Raw genomic sequence first — 15,813 nt, forward strand, 5'->3', positions numbered from 1 at the left:
AGCTATTCAATCGGTTCATCTTTTGCTAATTCAAAGCAAGCGATGAACGCGGTTCGCGCGGGGTAAGGTGGGTCGGTATGTCGCAGGTAACTCTTAGTAATTCGGAGATCATCGCGGCGCTGACCCGGACCGGGCGGCGGCTCGGATCGGGGCAGTTCGCCTTCTCCGTCCCGACCGACACCAGCACCTGGCCGACCTACGCCGCAGGAACCGAGCCGTTCAGCACCTACAGCATCGTCACCGCCGAACAGGCGGCGGCGTTCCGCAAGGCGATCGCGACCTGGGACGAGCTGATTGCGCCCAATTTCACCGAGGTCGCCGACAATGCCAGCGGGCGCGGCGAGATCCGCGTCGCCTTCACCAGCTACGACATGGACGCCAACACCGGCGCCTATGCCTATCAGAGCGTGCCGACGACGCCGGGCGGCAAGAGCGGCGACATCTGGATTAACGCCAATTCGCGCACCGAAAGCTTCGCGAGCGGGTTCAACTTCGAGCTGCTAGTCCACGAGATCGGCCATTCGCTGGGCCTAGCGCATAGTTTCGAATCACCGGCAGTTCCCGCGCCCTATGAGAATACGCGCTATACGGTGATGTCGTACACGCCGGGGTCGTCGACCGATGTCGTCACCTTCTATGGATCGGGCAATTCGATCCGGTCGTCGACGAAGACGGCGGCGACGGTGACGCCGATGGTGCTTGATATCGTCGCAGTGCAATCGCTCTACGGTGCCGACCCGACGACGCGGGCGGGGGACAACAGCTACACCTTCGACCAGAGCGATACGTCGCTGCGCACGATCTACGACGCGGGTGGCACCGACACGATCGACCTGTCGAACTTCACGCGGCCGAACACCATCGACCTGCGACCGGGCGCCTATTCGTCGATCGGCATCTTCTCGCGCGAAGATCAGATCGCCTATTGGACCGCGCAATTCCCCAATTTCGCGAGCTTCATCCGCAGCTCGTTGAGCACGGGCACCCTCTACACCGGCGTCGAAAATCTCGGCATCGCCATGTCGACGGTCATCGAGAACGCGACCGGCGGGTCGGCGGGCGACACCATCATCGGCAATGCGGCGGCGAATATATTGCTGGGGCTCGGCGGCGACGACACGCTGCTGGGCGGTGACGGCAACGACCGGCTCGACGGCGGCAGCGGCAACGATACGCTGAGCGGCGAGAATGGCGACGACACGCTGCTGGGCGGGACCGGCAACGATACGCTGAACGGTAACGCCGGCGACGATACGCTGGACGGCGGCGACGGCGACGACACGCTCTATGGGTGGGAGGGCAACGACCGGCTGATCGGCGGCGCCGGTAACGACATGATGACCGGTGGCGCCGGCAGCGACACCTATGTCCTGCGCGACGCCGTGGGCGGGACCGACCGGATAAGCTTCATCGCGGCCGAGGACTGGTTCGACCTGGGCGGCAAGCTGTTCACCAGCGCCGCCACCAACGCCGGGCAGACCACGCTGACCTATGACGGCGGGCAGGTCATTCTGTATGATACGATAACGCTGGAAACGGCGAACGCCCGTGTCCTTGGATTTAGCGGCGTTCGCGCTGTGCCGTTTCCCGGCAACGGCACGACGGGCCTTTCGCCATTCGAAGACATTCGTTTCGTGTTCTCGAATGCCGTCGCGCGGGGCAACGGGACGATCACGCTGACCGGTCCCAATGGCTTCGTCGAGACCTATGGCGCGGGCGATGCGCGGGTGCGGGTGTCTGGCAATGTGCTGACGATCGACCCGGCGGCGGTGCTGCAGGCGGGGCAGACCTATCAGCTGTCGATCGCGGCGGGCGCGGTGACGGTGGGCGGCGCGGCCTATGACGGGCTGAGCGGCTACAGCTTCACGACGCGGGCCATCGACACGGCGACCAGGTTCCAGCTGCTGGTGCCGGACGGCGCCGGGGCGACCGTGTCGGGTACGGGCACGGTATTCGGGTCGCGCGGCGGGATGCAGGACGTCGTCGTGCTCGACACGCCGGGGCAGGTCCTGTTCGATCCTTCGTTCAACGGCGGCGGCGACCGGATCCGGGTCAGCGGAGCGGCGAGCGCCTATAGCGTGACGCGCAGCGGATCGACGCTGTTCCTGAACGACGGCGACAGCGTGATCGGCGTGCCGGTCGGATCGAGCGCGACCGATATCGTTTTCGCCGACGGCATCCGCACGCTGACGTTCAACCTGACGGACCAGACGATGCGGCTGGGCGGGCAGGTCGTGACGATCACGACGAGCGCACTGACCGCGGCGGCGACAAATGCGGGTGTGTTCGGGACCGCGGATTTTGCCCTCGGGTCGCAGATGGTCATGGCGTCGAAGGCGTCGGCGACGGTGAACGGCACGGTGACCGTCTTCGGGCTGCGCGAGCCGACGGGGGACATCTACGCTGGCGCCGCCGTGCCATCGCGGGTCAGTAGCGAGGTCGTGCGCATCGGAAGCGGGGCCAAGGTCACACTCGACCCGTCGTTCAATGCGGGCGGCGACGTGGTGGTGTTCTCGGGCGATGCGGCGACCTACACAGCGGTCCGGACGGGCAGTTCGATCGTCCTGTCGAGCGCGACCGAGCAGGTGACGATCCCGGTCGGTACGGTCGGCGCGACGATCCGCTTCGACGATGCCGAACGGACGTTGGTGTTCGACACCAGCGCCAACGCGATGAAGCTGGGCGCGCAGACGGTCGACTTCTCCGCAGTGACGGTCGCAGCGCCGGGCGCGCAGACGACGGTGGCGCTGACGGGATCGCAATCGGCCGCCGGCGGCGATTTCCGCTTCGTCCATTCCGGTGACGCGACGCCCGTTGTGACGCTTGCCGGCTTCGGGCGCGGCGACACGCTGGTGCTGCAAGGGTCGGCGGACCGCTATGTCTTCGGCGGGACGGACGGCGACGTGACGCTCAGCTATGTCGGGTCGGACGGCATGCTGCGGACGACGACACTGACCGGCATCGCCGACCCCGCGATCGGCATCCACGACCGGGCGAGCGCGGAAGCCGCGGCGGGATTCGCGATCTTCGGCGTCTGATCCTCCCCCTCTTGGCAGGAGGGTTCAGTGTATTATATTGGCGACACACTTTGAGGTGACGCGCATGGCGAAGAAGGACAAGAAGGCAGGGAAGGCCAAGATCCCGAAGTCGATCGGGGGCGTGAAGCTGTCGAAGGGGCTACGCAAGCCGGCCGAGAAGCTGATTGCCAAGGCGCAGTCGCCGGAGGGACGGCGGATGCTGGCCGCCGGTCTGGCGATCGCGGCGAGTGCGCTGGCGACCCGCTCCACGCCCAGGACAGACGATACGCCGCCACCGAAGCCGCCGGTTCCACCCGTGCCGCCCGTCCCCCCGGTCGCGCCCGTCCCGCCGATCCCACCTGAGGCTCCCGAAGCGCCCGTCCCGCCGACGGCGCCGAACGGCATGGGAGCCGGCGCGGTCGATCCCGCGGCGCTGGCCGACGCCTTCGGCAAGGCGACGAGTGCGTTCATCGACGGGTTCCTCAACCGGCGGCGCTGACGGCTTTTGACGCTTTTCACTCGAAATTCCGTCGCTTAACATAGGTGCGGGTTTCGGGGGGATGATGATGCGGTGGATGGCGATCGTCGGGTTGACGGCAGCGGGCGGGGCCGGGGCGCAGGTCAAGGTGCCGCCGCCCGTCTACATCCCGCCGCCCACGCCGCAGCTGTCGCAGGAGAATATCCGGCTGCTGACGATGAACGCTGCGCGGACGGGCGGGGAGACGGCGGTCACGCCGCTCCAGGTCCAGGCGGCCGATCCGGCCTTTGCCGGCAAGCTGTTGCTGACGCGCAACCCGATCAACCCGCCGACCATCGCGGCGCAGGCGCTGCTGCCGCTGGGCGCGGCGCGCGCGATGCTCGACGGCAAGGACCGGGCGATGCCGCTGACGATCATCGGCCGTGTCGCACCGGGCGAGCCGATCCCGACCGATCCCAAGCGCCGCGCCTATTGCAACGCCAAGGAGGAACGCGGCAACGGCATCCGCTGCTATGTGGACAGCGACGGCGACGGGCGGTTCGACCAGACGCGCTGGGGTGAAACCTATTCGGACGACAGCCCGTACACGATCTTCATGGTGTCGAAGGCGGAAGCGCTGGCGACGCCGGTCGCCTATAGTGTGATTCCGCCCATCGAACTGCCGGCGCTGGAACTGATCTACCAGGGCTGTCGCGTCGTCGATCGTATCCAATATTCGACGCGGATCGGGGTGAAGGGCGACGGCGACGTCAAGACCTTCGGCTGTCCTGCGCAGGCGCAGCCGCTGGGCAAGGCGGAACTGACCGGGCCGGGCCGCTACCGCGTCGACCGGGTCACGATCGACGTCGCCTATGCGACTCCGGAGGAAGCGACGACGCGGATCGTCGAGCCGATCGCGGCGGGCACGCTGCTCGACCGGATCGATGTCGGCAAGCCGGTGAAGCTGCTGGGCGAGCGCAAGGGCTGGCCGATCGAGCAGGCGGAGATGGGGCTGCGCTATGCCAGGCCGCCGTACCGCTTCGTCGGCGTGCCGCAGGTGACGGCGAGCGGCGGCGCGGGTGCGACGATCGTCGCCGGGCCGTATCGCTATGGCTATACCGCGAAGATTCTCGCTGACGCGCTGAAGTCGACGATGTTTTCGGGCAAGAAACCGGCCTTTACCGCGGGCGATGCGCTGTACGGCATCCCGATGCGCAATCCGCTGGCGCCGCAATTGTTCGGCGAGCCGATGATGATGTGGTGCGCGCCCAAGGAGCGCAAGCCCGGCGACTGGCGCGCCAACTGCCTGCAACAGGCGGAGGTAACGCGGGGCGTCTATGACGGCGTGTTCGGGGCGCTGTGGATCGAACAGATTCCGGCGATTGCGTCGAACAGCGATCCGATCGAGATCGCGGAAGGGCCGGTCGACCTGCCGCAGCCGACCGTGCGCTACGCCTTTTGGAAATGGACGCCGAACCGGCTGATTTTGCGTGCCTATGTCTCGCTGAACGGCTTCGATATGAGCGGATGGCGGCAGGTCGACGTGCCGCGGCTGAAGGACGGATCGGCGCTGCTCGCGCTCGGCGGCGGGGTGGTTCGGGTGACGCCCGACGCGGCGGCGACCGGGTGGCAGGCGAGCGTGCTCCGCCCGTTCGTGGCGGACGCCAGCGCGCAGACGAAACCGGCTTATCTGGTCCAGATGCTGGAGGACGCGAAGGTCGAGGGGCAGCCGCTGACGACTGACATGATCGCGACCCTGTTGGCGAAGGAGGACAACGCGGGCGGGATGTAGGCGGCGCGACGCAACCGCCGGCCTGTCCGCATCGTTGATGGCGGGACAGGAGAGACGAGCATGACCGACACGCAACCGATGCAGGCCGATGGCGCCGGTACCGAGGCGAACGCGCCCGACGACAATGGCGAGCTCGCCTCGCGGCGCGGCGCGGACCAGAAGGGCGAGTCGCAGGGCGGCGCCTATTCCAACCCGCACAGCGGCAAGAACGGCAGTCCCGATGGACCGGACAAGTTCATGGGCCACGGCGGACAGACCGACATCGACTATCACGGCAGCGGGCAGCTGGGTGAGGAAAAGACCGGCGACAATCCCAATGCGCCGACGCGGGGGGAATGAGCATGGCCAAGGACGATCAGACGCCCGAGCCGCTGCACAAGCCCTTGCCGGATGACATTCCGATGACCGGCGAGGAAGACCCGCTGGTCGAGGTCGAAGACCCCGACTTCGCACCGATCGCGGCGGAGTTCATGCGCAGCGAGCGGGCGAAGAAGGCGGATGGGTAGCGGCTGTCGTCGACGCTGACGGTAGGATAGTCGACCTAAGGGGCGTTCATGTCTTCGGCATCCCGGACTTGATCCGGGATCCAGAGTCACGAGCGACGTGGCTTTTGGCTCTGGATCCCGGATCAGGTCCGGGGTGACGGTTTTGGGCAAATGTCGGACGCCCTGAGAGCGTGCTGACATGGTTTTGACCCGTCGAGATTGCCCTGAGCCAAAATCGGCTCCGTCACGATGCCGCCACGCAGCCTAAACTCGCTCTAAGGGAGTTCATGTCTTCGTCATCCCGGATCAGGTCCGGGATGACGATTTTTCGACAAATGTCGGACGCCCTGAGAGCGTGATGACATGGTTTTGACTGGTCGAGATTGCCCTGAACCGTTCGTCAGCGAGGAGCGACGGGCAGTGCGGGCTGGTCCGGTTTGGCCAGAGCGGCACCGAGAGTATCAAGGCCTGATAGGGCCAACAATCCTCCGTTCGTGCTGAGCGAAGTCGAAGCACCTGAGTCCCATGCCCTTCGACTTCGCTCAGGGCGAACGGAGGATGGTTGAAGGCATGCTACTCTAACCGTGCGCCGGAACGACGGGGGCATCGGCGGGCGGAAGCGCTTTGACCGCCGAAACTCTCGGAAATCGCCCCTTCAGCGAAAGACGCTCAGGATGCTCTCGTACTGCTGGAGCGACGGCGCCCCAGGCACGACATAGCCCTGTCGCAGCAGGAATGCGTGGCGCACGATTTCCGCCTGCTGCTCGATCCCGTAGCGCGAGAGCGTCCAGCCGGGCTTGATCGCATAGCTGTATCGGCAGAACGGGTGCCGGACGAGCGGCAGGTAGAGGCCGCGCTGGGTCTGCCAGACGTGGCAGAGTTCGTGGATGAACAAGCCCGACAACGCCAGGCTTTCGCGGCTGTAATCCTCGCTCCAGTTGGTGCTGTCCGGGTGAAAGTGGATGTGGCCGGTCGGTGCCATCGCCACCTGTTTGGGCTGGAAGAAGGCCCATTTCCGGCGGCGGATCTCGACGCCCGACAGGTCGATGGCGCCGCGGTAGACCGACGTCGCCAGCTTGATCTCGCCCGGCGTCAGGCTGCGGCCCTGTCCCTTGGGGGTGAAAAGGGTGGTGTCGTTCATGTGGCCGCCCAACGTTCGAAAGCCGGTATGTCGTTCCGTCCCGCATTTGTGCAAGCTAGAGCGGTTTCCGACCGATCTGCGCCATCGTGATTGTGTCAGGAAGGTTGCTGGCGAGGAGTGGCGCGAAGCAGGGGCTGGTCTGCCCCTGCAAGCGTCGCGACGACGTCCAGCGGCTTCCTGACACAACCCCTTCGGGGCGGGCCGATTTTGCCCCGTGGCCGCGTCCCTCGTCAGTCACGGGGGCAAAGCCCCGCTCCTTTCTTGCTCCTCGCCACGAACCAAAATCGGCTCCGTCACGATGGTGCAGATCGGTCGGAAACCGCTCTCAGCGACAAAAAGCCGCCGGCCTTTCGACCGGCGGCTTCCCTTGCCCGATCCGGGGTGTGCCGATCAGGCGAAGCGGACGCGCGCGACCTGCTTGCGGCGGCGCATCGAGGCGCCGATGCCGCCGAAGCCGATCAGCATCATCGCCCAGGTGGCGGGTTCGGGAACCGCGCTGGTCACCGCATCGGCCGTCAGCGAAGTGAGCAGCAGCTGCTTGTTCTGGGCTCCCGCATAGGCGAACGAGTCGGCCCAGTCCGCGCCGTTGACGACGACGAAGCCCTTGCCCGACGCGCCGGCGATGATGCTGGCGGAACCGTCGGGACGCGTGCCCCAGACTTCGACACCCGAACCGATGTTCGAGAAGGTGCGGAAGAATTCGCTGGCGCCGCCGGCCGAGTAGGACGAACCGATGCCCGTTCCGAGACCGGCGGCCGTGCCGGCCTGCGTGAAGCTGATCTCGGTATTGGTGGCGAGATATCCGTAATAGCTGTCATCGGCATTCAGCAGATTGCCGGCGCCCAGCGCCCAGGACGCAGCGTCCCATTCCGTGATCAGGCGGCCGCCGTTCTTCACGAACGACGCGGTCGCCGCATCGCCCGAGGTGCGGAGCAGGATGACGGTGTCGAGGCCGGTGTAGTTGGCGCCCGAGACGCTGTACTGGTTCTGCTTCACGGTGTGGCCGTTGGCGGTCAGGAAGGATGCGATATCCGAGTTGCTGTTGCCGCCGTAGATACCGATGACCGCTGCATTCGCTCCGGTCGCTGCAGTGAATGAAAGTGCCAGTGCCGAGGCCGCCAAGATCTTCTTCATGTTCGTTCCCCTTGACGACCTCTCGTCGTCTCGAGGCGTTGCTCTAGATATTGATGAACAACCCATAAATAACTGAAATCAGGTTAATATAGCGCGTCCCTATTTGGTGCGTTAACTGGTTTTTGCACGAGATGCCGGCGCGGACGCGTGCCTTCATCTTTTGGACGGGCGCCATCGTACGCCGCGCCGCGCAGGGTGGCGCGGATGGGGGTGGGCGATATAGGCTGGTCGCATCATGTCCCATGTCTTCCGCCTCGCGTTGCTCGCCCTGATCGCCGTCACCGGAGTGGGCGCCGCGCCGGCGCCGGGGCAGGGGCCGATGGTGCTTGCCGCGGCCAGTCTGCAGGAATCAATGACGGCGGCGGCCGATCGCTGGGTGCGGATGGGGCACCCGCGGCCGGTGATCTCGTTCGCGGCGTCGTCCGCCCTGGCCCGACAGGCGATGGCGGGCGCCCCGGCCGATCTGTTCGTGTCGGCCGATGAGGCGTGGATGGATACACTGGCCGCGCGCCGGCTGGTGCGCGCGGGCACGCGGGCGGATTTCCTCGGCAACCGGCTGGTGCTGGTCGCGCGGGCGCCGGTCGCGGTGCGGCTCGGGCGGGGTGGGAACCTGATGGCGGTGCTTGGGCGCGGACGGCTGGCGATGGCCGATCCGGCGTCGGTGCCGGCAGGGAAGTATGGCCAGGCGGCGCTGACCCGGCTGGGCGACTGGGCGGCGGTCAAGGACCGGATCGCGCGCGCCGAGAATGTCCGCGCCGCGCTGGCGCTGGTCGAGCGGGGGGCGGCGCCGCTGGGCGTCGTCTATGCGACCGACGCGCGCGCAGCGAAGGGCGTGCGGGTGGTCGCGGTGTTCCCGGCCGCGAGCCATCCGCCGATCCGCTATCCGCTGGCGGTCTTGCAACGCTCGCGTCATCCCGATGCGATGGGCTTTCGGGCGTACCTGTTGTCGACGGCGGGGCGCGCGGTGTTTGCGGGTTACGGGTTTTCGGTGCGGTGAGTCCGTCCAAATCCTCCCCAGAATGGGGAGGGGGACCAGCCGCAGGCTGGTGGAGGGGGGGCGCCGCGCGTGCCTCGCTCGCGGATAGCCCCCTCCACCACCGCCGTCGGCGGCGGTCCCCCTCCCCGTGGCGGGGAGGATGTTGATGACCCCCATCATCCTCCTGTCCCTGAAAGTCGCCGTCGTCGCGGTCGGCGTGTCTTTGCCGGTCGCCTTCGCGCTCGCCTGGGTGCTGGCGCGGTCGCGTTTTCCGGGCAAGCTGCTGCTCGACGGGCTGGTCCATCTGCCTTTGGTCGTGCCGCCGGTGGTGACCGGCTGGCTGTTGCTGCTGGCGTTCGCCGCCGACGGGCCGCTGGGGATGCTGAGCGAGCATGTCCTGTTCCGTTGGACGGGCGCGGCGATCGCGAGCGGAGTGATGGCGCTGCCGCTGATGGTGCGGGCGATGCGGCTGTCGATCGAAGGGGTCGACCGGCGGCTGGAGAATGCCGCGCGGACGCTGGGGGCGGGGCGCGTGCGGGTGTTCGCGACCATCACGTTGCCGCTCAGCCTGCCGGGCATTCTCGCCGCCGCGATCCTGGGCTTCGCGCGGGCGCTGGGCGAGTTCGGGGCGACGATCACCTTCGTCTCCAACGTGCCGGGCGAGACCGAGACGCTGCCGCTCGCCATCTATGCCGCCTTGCAGGTGCCAGGCAGCGAGGGGGCGGTGTGGCGGCTGGCCGGCATTTCGGTCGCGCTGTCGCTGGCCGCGCTGATCGCGTCGGAACTGCTGGTGCGACGCAGCGCACGGGGGCAGCATGCGGTTTGACGTCGACGTCGCGGGCCGCGTCGGCGAGACGGAAGTGGCCTGCGCCTTTAGCGCAGACGCCGGGCTGACGGTGCTGTTCGGGGCGAGCGGCGTCGGCAAGACGAGCGTACTGAACATGATCGCCGGGCTGATGCGGCCGGCGCGCGGATCGGTGCGGCTGGGCGAGCGGACGCTGTTCGACGCCGCGGCGGGCATCGACCTGCCGCCCGAGCGGCGCGGGATCGGCTATGTGTTCCAGGACGCCCGGCTGTTTCCGCACCGGCGGGTGCGCGCGAACTTGCTCTACGGGGCGACAGACGAGACGGGGCTGGGCGAGACCTGCGATTTCCTGGGCATCGCACATCTGCTCGATCGCTGGCCGAAGACCCTGTCGGGCGGCGAGGCGCGGCGGGTGGCGATCGGCCGGGCGCTGCTCAGCCGGCCGCAGGCGTTGCTGCTCGACGAGCCCTTATCGTTCCTCGATGCCGCGCGGCGGAGCGAGATCGAGCGCGTGATCCTGGGCCTGCGCGACCGCGGCGAGCTGCCGATCGTGATGGTGACGCATGACGCCGGCGAGGCGGAGCGACTGGCGACGCAGATGGTGCATATGGGCGCGGAGCAGGGGTAGAGCCGGTTTGGATCGGCTTTGCTCGACCGTTCGTGTGGGCAAAGTCGAAGCCCCCGGGTTTCATGCCCCCGTCGATCGCCCGCCTGCGGCAGTCGCTTACGGCAGCAGCAGCGAGGCGTCGCCGTAGGAATAGAAGCGGTAGCCGCCGGCGATGGCGTGCGCATAGGCCGCCTGCATCCGCTCCAGCCCCATCAGTCCCGATACCAGCATGAACAATGTCGATCGGGGCAGGTGGAAGTTGGTGACAAGGCCGTCGATGCCCTTGAAGCGGTAGCCGGGCGTGATGAAGATCGCGGTGTCGCCGTCGAACGGGCGGATGATATTGTCGTCGCCGCACGCGCTTTCGATCAGGCGCAGGCTGGTGGTGCCGACCGCGATCACGCGGCCGCCGGCGGCGCGGACGGTGTTCAGGCGGTCGGCGGTGGCGGCGTCGATGCGGCCCCATTCGGCGTGCATCTTGTGGTCCGCGGTGTCGTCGGCCTTGACCGGCAGGAAGGTGCCTGCGCCGACGTGCAGCGTCAGCGTCGCATCCCCGATGCCGGCGGCGTCGAGCGCGGCCATCAGTGCGGGCGTGAAATGCAGCGCCGCGGTGGGTGCGGCGACGGCGCCGGGTTCCTGCGCGAACATCGTCTGGTAATCGTCGGCGTCCCGCGCGTCGGTCGGGCGCTTGGCGGCGATATAGGGCGGCAGCGGCATGCGGCCGGCGCGCTCCAGCAGCAGCTCGACCGGTTCGTCACCGGCGAAGTCGAGCGCGAAGCTGCCGTCGTCGCCGCGATCGCCCGCGGTCGCGGTGACGCCGTGGCCGAAGTCGATCGTGTCGCCGTCGCGCAGCCGCTTGGCGTTGCGGATGAAGGCACGCCAGCGGCGGGGGCCTTCGCGCTTGTGCAGGGTCGCACCGACCTTCGCCGCGCCGCGGATGCCCTCCAGCTGGGCGGGAATGACGCGGGTGTCGTTGAAGACGAGCAGGTCGCCGGGGCGAAGCGACGCCGGCAGGTCGGTGACGATGCGGTCGTGCATGCCCGCCGCATCCAGCACCAGCATCCGCGCCGAGTCGCGCGGGGACGCCGGGCGCAGCGCGATATTGTCCTGCGGCAGGTCGAAATCGAACAGGTCGACGTTCATGGCTGATCCCGCACCGTCATCCCCGCTGTCGCCGGGATGACGGGCAAAGGCTTACTTGACCGGCGACGGCTTGGCCGGCGGTGCCTTGCGGCCCGGACCCGGCGGCAGCGTTTCGGGCGCGACCATCACCGGCTCGGGTGCGGGCGCGGTATAGGCCGGGGGATTGTCGGCGGCGATATAGGCGTGGACGATCTTCGTCGGGTTCGCCGGCGGCTCGCCGCGTTCGATCGCGTCGACATATTGCATGCCGTCGATCACGCGGCCGAAGACGGTGTATTTCTGGTCGAGCGACAGGCGCGGCTGGAAGACGATGAAGAACTGCGAATTGGCGCTGTTCTCCGCCTTGTCCTTCTGTTCCTGCGTCGCCTGCTCGGGCGCACCTTCGCGCGCCGCCGAGACCGCGCCGCGGACGTGGGGGAGGTAGTTGAACTCCTTCGGCAGGTCCGGCAGGTCCGAGCCGCCGGTGCCGTCGCCCTTCGGGTCGCCGCCCTGCGCCATGAAGCCGTCGATCACGCGGTGGAACAGCGTGTTGTCGTAGAATTTCTTGCGGGTCAGGGTCTTCACCCGCTCTACCATCTTGGGCGCGACATCGGGGCGCAGCCAGATAGTGACGCGGCCGCCGTTCGACAGGTCGAGCAGCCAGAGATTTTCCTTGTCGGTCGTCGCCGGCGGGGCGGCGCGTCCGGGAATCGTGATCAGCTGCGCCGAGGCGGGCGCGGAGAACAGCGTCGCGGCAGCGACGATCAGAGCGGAAAGCACGCGCATGTCTATTCGATGATCCTACAGATATCGCGGCCCCTTAGACGAGCGCGCGGCTGACGGCAAAATGAACGAGCGTCGCGGCGAATTTATGGCCGGGCGTCGCCCTTCAACCCGATCTCGCGAACGCGAGCATCGACCTGCGCCTTGACCGGTGCGGAGACGAAGCGGCCGATGTCGCCGCCGTACATCGCGATCTCCTTGACCAGCCGGCTGGCGATCGGTTGCAGCGAGACGTCGGCCATCAGGAAGACCGTCTCGATCCGCGCGTTGAGCTGCTGGTTCATGCCGGCCATCTGATATTCGTACTCGAAGTCGGCGACGGCGCGCAGCCCGCGCACGATGATGCTGGCGCGCTCCCGTTCGGCGAAGTCCATCAGCAGCGAATCGAAGCTGACGACGGTCACGTCGCCCGCGACGCCGGCGACTTCGCGGCGGACCATCTCCATCCGTTCCTCGACCGAGAACATCGGCGACTTGGACGGATTGGTGGTGACGCCGACGACCAGCCGGTCGACCAGCTTCGCCCCGCGCCGGATGATGTCCATATGCCCGAGCGTGATCGGATCGAAGGTGCCGGGATAGACGCCGATGCGGGTCATCGATCGCGCTCCGTGATGTAGCGGGCGATCTCGCGGAGCAGGTCGGCTTCGGGGCCGTAGCCGCGCAGATGGTCGATCGCCTGGTCGACCAGCATCGCCGTCTGCTCGCGCGCGCGGTCGAGGCCGAGGAGAGTGAGGAAGGTTTCCTTGCCCGCCGCCTCGTCCTTGCGCAGCGCCTTGCCGGCGAGCGCTTCGTCGCCCTCGACGTCGAGGATGTCGTCGGCGATCTGGAAGGCGAGGCCGATGTCGCGGGCATAGCCGCGCAACGGGCGGCGACCCTCCGGCGGTACGCGGCCGAGGATCGCGCCGGCCTCGACGGCGCAGGCGATCAGCGCGCCAGTCTTCATCGCCTGGAGCCGCGTGACGGTCGCGAGGTCGAAGCTGGTCTTCTCCGCCTCCAGGTCCATCATCTGGCCGCCGGCCATGCCGCTAGGGCCGGACGAGGCGGCGAGGCAGCCGATCAGTTCGACGCGGACGAACGGGTCGGGATGCGCCTCCGGCTCCGCCAGCCATTCGAAGGCGAGCGCATGGAGGCAGTCGCCCGCGAGGATCGCGGTCGATTCGCCGTAAACCTTGTGCACCGTCGGCTTACCACGGCGCATGTCGTCGTCGTCCATCGCCGGCAGGTCGTCGTGGATCAGCGAATAGACGTGGATCGCCTCGATCGCGGTGGCGACGCGGGCGGTGACCGTGCGGTCGACACCGAACAGGTCGGCGGTGGCGAAGGTGAGCAGCGGGCGGAGCCGCTTGCCGCCGCCGATCGCGGCGTGACGCATCGCATGATACAAGTCGGCGCGCGGGTCCTGCGGGACGGCGAGCAGCAGGTCGAACTGGCGGTCGACCGCGGCGGCGACCTCGCCCAGTGCGTCCTTGAGCGTCGCGGTCATCAGTTCGCCGCGAACGGCGTAGTGCCGGCGGCGCGGCCATCGGCATCGGTGCGGATCGCCTCGATCCGGGCCTGCGCCGCGTCCAGCCGGGCGGCGCACTGGCGACGCAGCGCATCGCCGCGTTCGTAGAGCGTGATCGCTTCGTCCAGCGACGCATCGCCGCTTTCCAAGCGCCCGACGATGCGTTCGAGCTCCTTCAGCGCGTCCTCGAACGACAGCGCGGCGATTGCGGTATCTTCAGCCATGTCACACGCTATGCGGCAGGGGCGGGCGGTTATGCAACCGTGTGTGCGGGCACGACGTTGGGCAGGCGACGAAAGGCGGCCGAATTCCATGTTCAAGAGCATCAATCCCGCGACCGGTGAAGCATTTGCCGAGCATTCCGAACATTCCGCGCACGAGGTCGAGGCGCGGATCGCCAAGGCCGCGGAGACCTATCGTCACTGGCGGACGACATCCTATGACGAGCGGACCGCGCTGCTCGCGAAGATCGCCGATGCGTTCGAGGGCGACACGCAGCGGCTGGCCGAAATGGCGACGCGCGAGATGGGCAAGACGCTGAAGTCGGCGGTCGCCGAGGTCGAGAAATGCGTCAGCGGATTCCGTTATTACGCCGAGCATGGTCCGGCGCTGCTGGCCGACACCGAGATCGAGATGGCGTCGGGCCGGGCGGTCGCGCGGTGGCTGCCGATGGGCGTGGTGCTGGCGATCATGCCGTGGAATTTCCCCTACTGGCAGGTCGTGCGCTTCCTGGCGCCGGCGATCATGGCGGGGAACGTCGGGCTGCTGAAGCACGCCTCGCTGACGCAAGGCTGCGCGCAGCTGATCGAGGAGATGGTCGCGAAGGCGGGCGCGCCCGAGGGGCTGTTCCAGAACCTTGCCATCCCGTCGTCGAAGGTCGAGCCGGTGCTCGCCGATCCGCGCATCGTCGCGGTGACGCTGACGGGCAGCGAGGGCGCCGGGATCAAGGTCGCGGAGGCCGCCGGGCGCGAATTGAAGAAGGTGGTGCTGGAGCTGGGCGGGTCGGACCCGTTCATCGTGATGCCCTCCGCCGACGTTGCCAAGGCGGCCGAGGTCGCGGTGACCGCACGGACGCAGAATGCCGGTCAGTCGTGCATCTGCGCCAAGCGGATGATCGTCCACGCCGACGTCTATGACGACTTCGTGGCCGGGTTCGAGAAGGGCATGCGCGAACTGGCGATCGGCGACCCCATGGCAGAGGGGACCGCGATGGGGCCGTTGTCGAGCGAAGAGGCGCGCGGCACGGTGCTGGAGCAGGTCGAGGAGGCGACGCGCGAAGGCGCGCGGCTGCTCGTGGGTGCCGAGAAGATCGACCAACCGGGTGCGTGGATGAGCGCGGGCGTGTTGGTCGACGTGCCGCCGGAGGGCAAGTTCGCGAAGGAGGAGATCTTCGGTCCCGTCGCGATGGTGTTCAAGGCCGAGGATATCGATGCGGCGATCCGCCTCGCCAACGACGTGCCGTTCGGGCTGGGGTCGAGCGTGTGGACCAACGACCCACAGGAGCAGGAGCGCTTCGCGAGGGATATAGAGGCCGGCATGACCGCAGTGAACGCGATGCTGGCGTCGGTGCCGGAGGCGCCCTTCGGCGGCGTGAAGCGGTCGGGCCACGGGCGCGAATTGGGGCCGTGGGGCCTGCACGAATTCATGAACTTGAAGGCGGTGATGCTGCCGAAATCGGACAAGAGCGGCCCGGCGGGGGATTAGGCGAGGCGATGGGATCGTGGTAAAGACAGGCATGGCCGACCGTGATCCCGCTATCAATCTCGGGCAATTTACCGAACGTGCGGAAGCGTTTCTGGGGGACGGTTTTCACGAATCGGTCGAGGATGTGCTCGACGATGCGTTGCGCTTGCTCGAGAAGCGGCGCGAGGCATTCGAGATCATGGTTAGAGAAAAGGTCGCCGAAGCGCTGGCCGATCCGCGGCCAGCCGTACCGATCGACGAGGCATTCGCTCGCGTCCGGGCGCACCTGGAGGCTCGCCGCTAG

The 15,813-nt window shown here is 67.6% G+C and carries 17 protein-coding genes; 10 read left to right on the forward strand and 7 right to left on the reverse strand.

Features of this window, described 5'->3' with window-relative positions:
- The first annotated feature begins 77 nt into the window (after positions 1–77).
- The 5 genes from ACFSC3_RS03520 to ACFSC3_RS03540 all read left to right on the forward strand — a co-directional run bounded on the left by ACFSC3_RS03520 (position 78) and on the right by ACFSC3_RS03540 (position 5,772).
- On the forward strand, positions 78–3,038 hold the full coding sequence (locus tag ACFSC3_RS03520) for a M10 family metallopeptidase C-terminal domain-containing protein (RefSeq protein WP_380938800.1): 2,961 nt from the start codon (positions 78–80) through the stop codon (positions 3,036–3,038).
- A 64-nt stretch (positions 3,039–3,102) separates the two neighbouring features.
- Positions 3,103–3,516 (forward strand): hypothetical protein, encoded by a 414-nt coding sequence (locus tag ACFSC3_RS03525; protein WP_380938802.1) that lies wholly within the window; start codon positions 3,103–3,105, stop codon positions 3,514–3,516.
- 61 nt (positions 3,517–3,577) lie between these two features.
- Positions 3,578–5,266 (forward strand): hypothetical protein, encoded by a 1,689-nt coding sequence (locus ACFSC3_RS03530; RefSeq protein WP_380938804.1) that lies wholly within the window; start codon positions 3,578–3,580, stop codon positions 5,264–5,266.
- A gap of 60 nt (positions 5,267–5,326) precedes the next feature.
- Positions 5,327–5,605 (forward strand): hypothetical protein, encoded by a 279-nt coding sequence (locus ACFSC3_RS03535; RefSeq protein WP_380938806.1) that lies wholly within the window; start codon positions 5,327–5,329, stop codon positions 5,603–5,605.
- Positions 5,606–5,607: 2 nt separating this feature from the next.
- Positions 5,608–5,772, forward strand: coding sequence for a hypothetical protein (locus ACFSC3_RS03540; protein WP_380938808.1), 165 nt, complete (start codon positions 5,608–5,610; stop codon positions 5,770–5,772).
- Positions 5,773–6,406: 634 nt separating this feature from the next.
- Here ACFSC3_RS03540 and ACFSC3_RS03545 read toward each other — a convergent pair.
- Positions 6,407–6,892, reverse strand: coding sequence for a vgr related protein (locus ACFSC3_RS03545; RefSeq protein ID WP_380938810.1), 486 nt, complete (start codon positions 6,890–6,892; stop codon positions 6,407–6,409).
- A 390-nt stretch (positions 6,893–7,282) separates the two neighbouring features.
- Positions 7,283–8,026, reverse strand: a complete 744-nt coding sequence (locus tag ACFSC3_RS03550) for a PEPxxWA-CTERM sorting domain-containing protein (RefSeq protein WP_380938812.1) — start codon at positions 8,024–8,026, stop codon at positions 7,283–7,285.
- A 235-nt stretch (positions 8,027–8,261) separates the two neighbouring features.
- Between ACFSC3_RS03550 and modA the strand changes: the two genes are divergently transcribed.
- The 3 genes from modA (at position 8,262) to ACFSC3_RS03565 (ending at position 10,435) form a co-directional block, all read left to right on the forward strand.
- Entirely contained in the window at positions 8,262–9,023 is a 762-nt protein-coding gene (gene modA / locus ACFSC3_RS03555; RefSeq protein WP_380938814.1) for a molybdate ABC transporter substrate-binding protein, read from the forward strand.
- Positions 9,024–9,162: 139 nt separating this feature from the next.
- The gene (modB, locus tag ACFSC3_RS03560; RefSeq protein WP_380938816.1) at positions 9,163–9,828 is read left to right on the forward strand and encodes a molybdate ABC transporter permease subunit; all 666 of its coding nucleotides are present in this window, start codon (positions 9,163–9,165) and stop codon (positions 9,826–9,828) included.
- Positions 9,818–10,435 (forward strand): ATP-binding cassette domain-containing protein, encoded by a 618-nt coding sequence (locus tag ACFSC3_RS03565; protein ID WP_380938818.1) that lies wholly within the window; start codon positions 9,818–9,820, stop codon positions 10,433–10,435. Before modB ends, ACFSC3_RS03565 begins: the two co-directional genes overlap by 11 nt.
- 96 nt (positions 10,436–10,531) lie before the next feature.
- Here ACFSC3_RS03565 and queA read toward each other — a convergent pair whose 3' ends face one another.
- The 5 genes from queA to ACFSC3_RS03590 all read right to left on the reverse strand — a co-directional run bounded on the left by queA (position 10,532) and on the right by ACFSC3_RS03590 (position 14,050).
- On the reverse strand, positions 10,532–11,557 hold the full coding sequence (gene queA, locus ACFSC3_RS03570; RefSeq protein WP_380938820.1) for a tRNA preQ1(34) S-adenosylmethionine ribosyltransferase-isomerase QueA: 1,026 nt from the start codon (positions 11,555–11,557) through the stop codon (positions 10,532–10,534).
- A gap of 51 nt (positions 11,558–11,608) precedes the next feature.
- Entirely contained in the window at positions 11,609–12,322 is a 714-nt protein-coding gene (locus tag ACFSC3_RS03575; protein ID WP_380938822.1) for a peptidylprolyl isomerase, read from the reverse strand.
- Positions 12,323–12,405: 83 nt separating this feature from the next.
- On the reverse strand, positions 12,406–12,918 hold the full coding sequence (coaD, locus tag ACFSC3_RS03580; RefSeq protein ID WP_380938824.1) for a pantetheine-phosphate adenylyltransferase: 513 nt from the start codon (positions 12,916–12,918) through the stop codon (positions 12,406–12,408).
- Positions 12,915–13,805 carry a polyprenyl synthetase family protein gene (locus ACFSC3_RS03585; protein WP_380938826.1) on the reverse strand — a complete coding sequence of 297 codons (891 nt, stop codon included), beginning with the start codon at positions 13,803–13,805 and terminating at the stop codon, positions 12,915–12,917. Before ACFSC3_RS03585 ends, coaD begins: the two co-directional genes overlap by 4 nt.
- Positions 13,805–14,050: an exodeoxyribonuclease VII small subunit gene (locus ACFSC3_RS03590; protein ID WP_380938828.1), complete on the reverse strand. Its 246-nt coding sequence runs from the start codon at positions 14,048–14,050 to the stop codon at positions 13,805–13,807. Before ACFSC3_RS03590 ends, ACFSC3_RS03585 begins: the two co-directional genes overlap by 1 nt.
- An 88-nt stretch (positions 14,051–14,138) precedes the next feature.
- Here ACFSC3_RS03590 and ACFSC3_RS03595 point away from each other — a divergent pair, with 88 nt between their 5' ends.
- The gene (locus ACFSC3_RS03595; protein ID WP_380938830.1) at positions 14,139–15,530 is read left to right on the forward strand and encodes an NAD-dependent succinate-semialdehyde dehydrogenase; all 1,392 of its coding nucleotides are present in this window, start codon (positions 14,139–14,141) and stop codon (positions 15,528–15,530) included.
- A gap of 31 nt (positions 15,531–15,561) precedes the next feature.
- The gene (locus ACFSC3_RS03600; RefSeq protein ID WP_380938832.1) at positions 15,562–15,813 is read left to right on the forward strand and encodes a type II toxin-antitoxin system ParD family antitoxin; all 252 of its coding nucleotides are present in this window, start codon (positions 15,562–15,564) and stop codon (positions 15,811–15,813) included.

The sequence above is a fragment of the Sphingomonas floccifaciens genome, assembly GCF_042681125.1.
In the GTDB taxonomy this organism is placed as follows: Bacteria; Pseudomonadota; Alphaproteobacteria; order Sphingomonadales; family Sphingomonadaceae; genus Sphingomonas; species Sphingomonas floccifaciens.

Excerpts from the sequence above, each read along its gene's own strand:
- ACFSC3_RS03520 (WP_380938800.1), top strand. The coding sequence starts at position 78 with ATGTCGCAGGTAACTCTTAGTAATTCGGAGATCATCGCGGCGCTGACC.
- ACFSC3_RS03525 (WP_380938802.1), top strand. The coding sequence starts at position 3,103 with ATGGCGAAGAAGGACAAGAAGGCAGGGAAGGCCAAGATCCCGAAGTCG.
- ACFSC3_RS03530 (WP_380938804.1), top strand. The coding sequence starts at position 3,578 with ATGATGATGCGGTGGATGGCGATCGTCGGGTTGACGGCAGCGGGCGGG.
- ACFSC3_RS03535 (WP_380938806.1), top strand. The coding sequence starts at position 5,327 with ATGACCGACACGCAACCGATGCAGGCCGATGGCGCCGGTACCGAGGCG.
- ACFSC3_RS03540 (WP_380938808.1), top strand. The coding sequence starts at position 5,608 with ATGGCCAAGGACGATCAGACGCCCGAGCCGCTGCACAAGCCCTTGCCG.
- ACFSC3_RS03545 (WP_380938810.1), bottom strand. The coding sequence starts at position 6,892 with ATGAACGACACCACCCTTTTCACCCCCAAGGGACAGGGCCGCAGCCTG.
- ACFSC3_RS03550 (WP_380938812.1), bottom strand. The coding sequence starts at position 8,026 with ATGAAGAAGATCTTGGCGGCCTCGGCACTGGCACTTTCATTCACTGCA.
- modA (WP_380938814.1), top strand. The coding sequence starts at position 8,262 with ATGTCCCATGTCTTCCGCCTCGCGTTGCTCGCCCTGATCGCCGTCACC.
- modB (WP_380938816.1), top strand. The coding sequence starts at position 9,163 with ATGTTGATGACCCCCATCATCCTCCTGTCCCTGAAAGTCGCCGTCGTC.
- ACFSC3_RS03565 (WP_380938818.1), top strand. The coding sequence starts at position 9,818 with ATGCGGTTTGACGTCGACGTCGCGGGCCGCGTCGGCGAGACGGAAGTG.
- queA (WP_380938820.1), bottom strand. The coding sequence starts at position 11,557 with ATGAACGTCGACCTGTTCGATTTCGACCTGCCGCAGGACAATATCGCG.
- ACFSC3_RS03575 (WP_380938822.1), bottom strand. The coding sequence starts at position 12,322 with ATGCGCGTGCTTTCCGCTCTGATCGTCGCTGCCGCGACGCTGTTCTCC.
- coaD (WP_380938824.1), bottom strand. The coding sequence starts at position 12,918 with ATGACCCGCATCGGCGTCTATCCCGGCACCTTCGATCCGATCACGCTC.
- ACFSC3_RS03585 (WP_380938826.1), bottom strand. The coding sequence starts at position 13,805 with ATGACCGCGACGCTCAAGGACGCACTGGGCGAGGTCGCCGCCGCGGTC.
- ACFSC3_RS03590 (WP_380938828.1), bottom strand. The coding sequence starts at position 14,050 with ATGGCTGAAGATACCGCAATCGCCGCGCTGTCGTTCGAGGACGCGCTG.
- ACFSC3_RS03595 (WP_380938830.1), top strand. The coding sequence starts at position 14,139 with ATGTTCAAGAGCATCAATCCCGCGACCGGTGAAGCATTTGCCGAGCAT.
- ACFSC3_RS03600 (WP_380938832.1), top strand. The coding sequence starts at position 15,562 with ATGGCCGACCGTGATCCCGCTATCAATCTCGGGCAATTTACCGAACGT.